Annotated in this window: 6 protein-coding genes; 5 read left to right on the forward strand and 1 reads right to left on the reverse strand. The window is 60.9% G+C overall.

The window, feature by feature from the left end:
* From eutC to ACK59L_RS21285, 5 genes are all read left to right on the forward strand, one after another.
* Positions 1-787 (forward strand): ethanolamine ammonia-lyase subunit EutC (gene eutC, locus ACK59L_RS21265; protein ID WP_409275895.1); only part of this gene is annotated, 787 nt, incomplete at its 5' end.
* 295 nt (positions 788-1,082) lie between these two features.
* Positions 1,083-1,730, forward strand: coding sequence for a DedA family protein (locus ACK59L_RS21270; protein ID WP_196135485.1), 648 nt, complete (start codon positions 1,083-1,085; stop codon positions 1,728-1,730).
* A gap of 15 nt (positions 1,731-1,745) precedes the next feature.
* Positions 1,746-2,561: a zinc-dependent peptidase gene (locus ACK59L_RS21275; protein WP_058603986.1), complete on the forward strand. Its 816-nt coding sequence runs from the start codon at positions 1,746-1,748 to the stop codon at positions 2,559-2,561.
* A gap of 92 nt (positions 2,562-2,653) precedes the next feature.
* Positions 2,654-3,181, forward strand: coding sequence for an inorganic diphosphatase (gene ppa, locus ACK59L_RS21280; RefSeq protein WP_023534987.1), 528 nt, complete (start codon positions 2,654-2,656; stop codon positions 3,179-3,181).
* Between the two features lie 183 nt (positions 3,182-3,364).
* Positions 3,365-4,066: a helix-turn-helix transcriptional regulator gene (locus tag ACK59L_RS21285; RefSeq protein WP_078479185.1), complete on the forward strand. Its 702-nt coding sequence runs from the start codon at positions 3,365-3,367 to the stop codon at positions 4,064-4,066.
* 290 nt (positions 4,067-4,356) lie between these two features.
* Here ACK59L_RS21285 and ACK59L_RS21290 read toward each other — a convergent pair.
* On the reverse strand, positions 4,357-4,608 hold a 252-nt coding region (locus ACK59L_RS21290), incomplete at its 5' end, for a hypothetical protein (RefSeq protein ID WP_409275898.1).

Consider the following 4,608-nt stretch of genomic DNA (forward strand, 5'->3'; position numbering starts at 1 on the left):
CTGGCTGGCCCTGCGCAACCTGACCCCCGCCCGTATCGCCCTGGGGCGCGTGGGCACCAGCCTTCCGACCAGTGCGCAACTGGACTTCCAGTTCGCCCATGCCCAGGCTCGGGACGCCGTGCACCTGCCCTTCGACGTGACTGAACTGACGGCACAGCTCGATCAACGGGGGCGCGATAGCCTGGTGTTGCACAGCGCCGCAAGCGACCGTCATCAATACCTGCAGCGGCCCGATCTGGGCCGGCGCCTGAACGAGGATTCGGTCGCCACCTTGCGCCAGCATGCCCAGGCCAACCCAGGCGGGGTCGACCTGGCAGTCGTGGTCGCCGACGGACTCTCCGCCTTGGCGGTACACCGTCATACGCTCCCGTTTCTGACGCGCCTTGAGGAGCAGGTCAACGCCGAAGGCTGGACTTGCGCGCCCATAACGTTGGTCCAGCAAGGACGCGTGGCGGTGGCAGATGAGGTGGGCGAGCTGCTCGGCGCTCGCATGACCGTGATGCTGATCGGTGAGCGGCCAGGGCTCAGTTCGCCGGACAGCCTGGGGCTTTATTTCACCTACGCCCCAAGGGTCGGGCTGACCGATGCCTACCGCAATTGCATTTCCAATGTTCGCCTGGAGGGGTTGAGCTATGGCATGGCCGCGCATCGGCTGCTGTACCTGATGCGTGAAGCCTGTCGGCGCCAGCTGTCAGGCGTGAACCTCAAGGATGAGGCTGAAGTTCACAGCCTGGAAAGTGACGAACTGGCCAGCCAGAAGGGTAACTTTCTTCTGGGCAAGGGCTGAGCACCTGCGCAGGAGGGTGGTGCTGCACCGGCTGCCCTGCGGCGCGCTACAGGCGGGCCACTGAACACGCTCGCCGAACCCTCCGTGCGGCGAGCGCGGACGATGAACGATCTCCACGACCTCGGTGTCTGTCTGCCGTACTACGACGCAGCTCACGCCTTCCTACTGCCGTAACCCCTCGCTACAAACTCTGCGGGCGTGATCCTGACTTCGCCGTATAATGGCCCACTTGTCATGTGTGAAATTTCACTCCTCCAGGTCACCGAGCCTTCGACCCAGACCACAGGTGCTGTACATGGATTTCAACCCGCTGGACCTCATCCTCCATCTCGATGCGTACCTTGATCTGTTGGTCACCAATTACGGGCCCTGGATCTATGCCATTTTGTTTGCTGTGATTTTTTGCGAAACCGGGCTGGTGGTGATGCCTTTCCTGCCAGGTGATTCCCTGCTGTTCATCGCCGGTGCAGTCGCTGCGGGCGGCGGCATGGACCCTGTCCTGCTGGCCGGGTTGCTGATGATCGCCGCCATCCTGGGCGACAGCACCAACTACGTGATCGGGCGAACGGCCGGCGAGCGCCTGTTCAGCAACCCGAACTCGAAGATCTTCCGCCGCGACTACCTGCAGCGCACCCACGACTTCTACGAGCGTCACGGCGGCAAAACGGTCACCATGGCGCGTTTTCTGCCCATCCTGCGCACATTCGCGCCGTTCGTGGCCGGTATTGCCCGCATGCACTACCCGCGCTTTCTCGGTTTCAGTATTGCCGGCACGTTGCTCTGGGTAGGCGGCCTGGTCACGCTGGGGTACTTCTTCGGCAACGTGCCGTTCATCAAACAGCACCTGTCGCTGATGGTAGTGGGTATCATCGTGCTGTCGCTGGTCCCGATGATTCTCGGCCTGCTGCGCACCCGCCTGGGTCGCCCGGCCAAGGCGCACTGAGGCGCCTGATCGGGCATGTGGTCGTTCAGCGCCTGGCGGCGCAAGCGCACGTTGGCGCGCTTCCCGATCAGCGTCCAGCAATGGCAAGCCGTACGCGAGCGCTTGCCCATACTGGACGGTATCGACGACGCCGAGGACCAATGGTTGCGCGAGGCCAGCATCCTGTTCCTGAACGAAAAGCACCTGACGTGCCTGCCAGGCGTCGAGCTCGACGATGAGCAACGCCTGGTGCTGGCGGCACAAGCTCAGCTGCCGTTACTGCACCTGGGTGACCTGAACTGGTATCAGGGCTTTCACGAAATCATCCTCTACCCCGACGATTTCAAAAGCCCGCAGCGCCACCGGGACGCCAGCGGCGTGGAGCACGCCTGGGACGGCGAACACAGTGGCGAGGCCTGGCAGCAGGGCCCGATCATCCTGGCCTGCAATGGCGTGTTCGGCAGTGGCGGCTGGGAAGCCTACAACCTGGTCATCCATGAGCTGGCGCACAAGCTGGACATGCTCAACGGCGATGCCAATGGCCTGCCTCCCTTGCACAGCGACATGGCTGTGCAACGCTGGGCGAACGCCATGCAACAGGCCTTCGACGACCTCAACCGACAACTCGACCTGGATCCGGAAGCCGAAACGCCGATTGACCCCTATGCCGCCGAAAACCCCGCCGAGTTCTTCGCCGTGACCAGCGAGTACTTCTTCAGCGCCCCCGACCTGCTGCACCAGGCGTACCCCGAGGTCTACCAGCAACTGTCGCTGTTCTACCGGCAGAACCCGCTTGCACGCCTGGCCCGGTTGCAACGCGAGCATCCCGACTATCGCCATCCCCCCGTGTAGCGCCCGGTCCATTGGGCCAGACGTGGCATGCCCCGTCGGAATATGCCTATAATCGCCGCCACTTTTTTGGTCAAACACGGGGGCACTGCCCAATGAGCTACAGCAAGATTCCGGCGGGCAAAGACCTGCCGAACGACATCTACGTCGCCATCGAGATCCCGGCCAACCACGCGCCGATCAAATACGAGATCGACAAGGACAGCGACACGCTGTTCGTCGACCGTTTCATGGCCACCCCTATGTTCTACCCGGCCAACTACGGCTTTATCCCCAACACCCTGGCTGACGACGGTGATCCGCTGGACGTGCTGGTGGTTACCCCTTACCCAGTGGCCCCAGGTTCGGTCATCCGCGCCCGTCCGGTAGGTGTCTTGAACATGACCGACGATGGCGGCGGCGACGCCAAGGTCATCGCAGTGCCCCACGACAAGCTGTCGCAGCTGTACGTGGACGTGAAGGAATACACCGACCTGCCTGCCCTGCTGATCCAGCAGATCGAGCATTTCTTTGCCAACTACAAAGATCTCGAGAAGGGCAAGTGGGTCAAGATCGAAGGCTGGGACGGCGCCGACGCCGCCCGCGCTGCGATCACCAAATCGGTCGAAGCCTACAAAGGCTGATCCTGATTGCATGAAAAACCCGCTTCGGCGGGTTTTTTTTGGCGCGCGATAGGCTTCACAGCCAATCTCGGCTTAAGCGTTCTACACGTCCTACACCCGCGTCTGACTGCTCCTACATCTCCCCTTCCGCGCATCAACATCCTGTTCATACCCTTGGTGGCACCGTGCCGCTACACTTTCTTCATGAACACATCTGGTGAACGTTTAAGAGCCCTTCTTCAAGAATGCGGCCTGACCCCTGCAAACTTCGCAGCCCAGCGCGGCGTGACGCCTCAGCACGTCAACAACTGGTTCAATCGCGGGGTCCCGCTGGCTCGCCTGGACGAGCTCGCCGACCTGTTCTGCGTGCACCGTCGCTGGCTGCGCACCGGCGAAGGCGCCAAACATCCCAATGCCATCCTGCGCACCTGTCCGCCACGCCCGGTGCCGATAGACGCCCCCATTCCGCGTGCCGTTCATCGCGGGCGCGTGGTACACGTACCGTTCCACGAGGTGCGCAATGGCCTGCTGTGCAAGGTGTCAGGGCGTGCCCTGCGCCTGCCTGCCAACGCCCTGCGAATGCTGGGCGTCAAACACGACACGTCCATCTGCATGGCCATGCCAGGCGGCAACATGGCCCCTTTGATCCCCGTCGAAGCGACCCTGGCCATCGACATGAGCATGACCCAGATCGTCGAGGGCGAAACCTATGCCCTGCTGATCAATGGCGCGTTGCGCGTGCATAACCTGACCATGGGCGAGCACGGCACGCTTTACCTGCATAGTCATGACCGGCACAACTACGCCGTCGAGCGCTTGACCCCCAGCCAGCGCCAGGCGCAAGGGCTGGAGATCCTTGGGTGGGTCTATCACTGGTCGCATTTTCGCCGGCAACGACCCGGTTGAAACACCCTGTGCCATTTTTTGCTGGGCATCAGGTGCGTGCCCTTGTATGCTACGCGCACATCAGCCCCGACCGGCGCAAGCCGCAGTCCAGAGGGCTCGGCGATACCCCATACGGGCATCAGCCATCTCTTTCAGGCCTCTTTTGGCCACACCGTTAAGGCGATTGCGGCTTACCATAAATTAGTCGGAAGCGTCCCCGAGAAGCCGGCCACAAGCCGGCTTTTTAATGCCTTTTTTTAGTTAAAACATTACGGGGATCCCGCTCGGCAACGGTATGCCTGAATATCACACTAGAACGGAGCTTCTTTGGATCGGGGAAGCACTATTCGACCTGGCCTACCTTCTCGGATAACAAGCATAGAATATGCCGCCGTCCTGAAAACCATTTCCATTTCCTTAAGGTGGGTAAAATATTCGGGCAGCTGAGTAAAATCAAAGTCTCTACCAACCTTTAGCCGTGCTATATGTTCGGTATAGACCGAATATATCATAGGGTCTCTTTTATCATTTTTTTGAATACCCCTTGCTACTTCAACAGGTAT

The sequence above is a fragment of the Pseudomonas sp. KCJK9111 genome (genome assembly GCF_046231935.1).
GTDB lineage: Bacteria > Pseudomonadota > Gammaproteobacteria > Pseudomonadales > Pseudomonadaceae > Aquipseudomonas > Aquipseudomonas parafulva_B.

Bases quoted from the DNA above. Each gene is read 5' to 3' on its own strand.
- ACK59L_RS21270 (WP_196135485.1), top strand. From the start codon at position 1,083: ATGGATTTCAACCCGCTGGACCTCATCCTCCATCTCGATGCGTACCTT.
- ACK59L_RS21275 (WP_058603986.1), top strand. From the start codon at position 1,746: ATGTGGTCGTTCAGCGCCTGGCGGCGCAAGCGCACGTTGGCGCGCTTC.
- ppa (WP_023534987.1), top strand. From the start codon at position 2,654: ATGAGCTACAGCAAGATTCCGGCGGGCAAAGACCTGCCGAACGACATC.
- ACK59L_RS21285 (WP_078479185.1), top strand. From the start codon at position 3,365: ATGAACACATCTGGTGAACGTTTAAGAGCCCTTCTTCAAGAATGCGGC.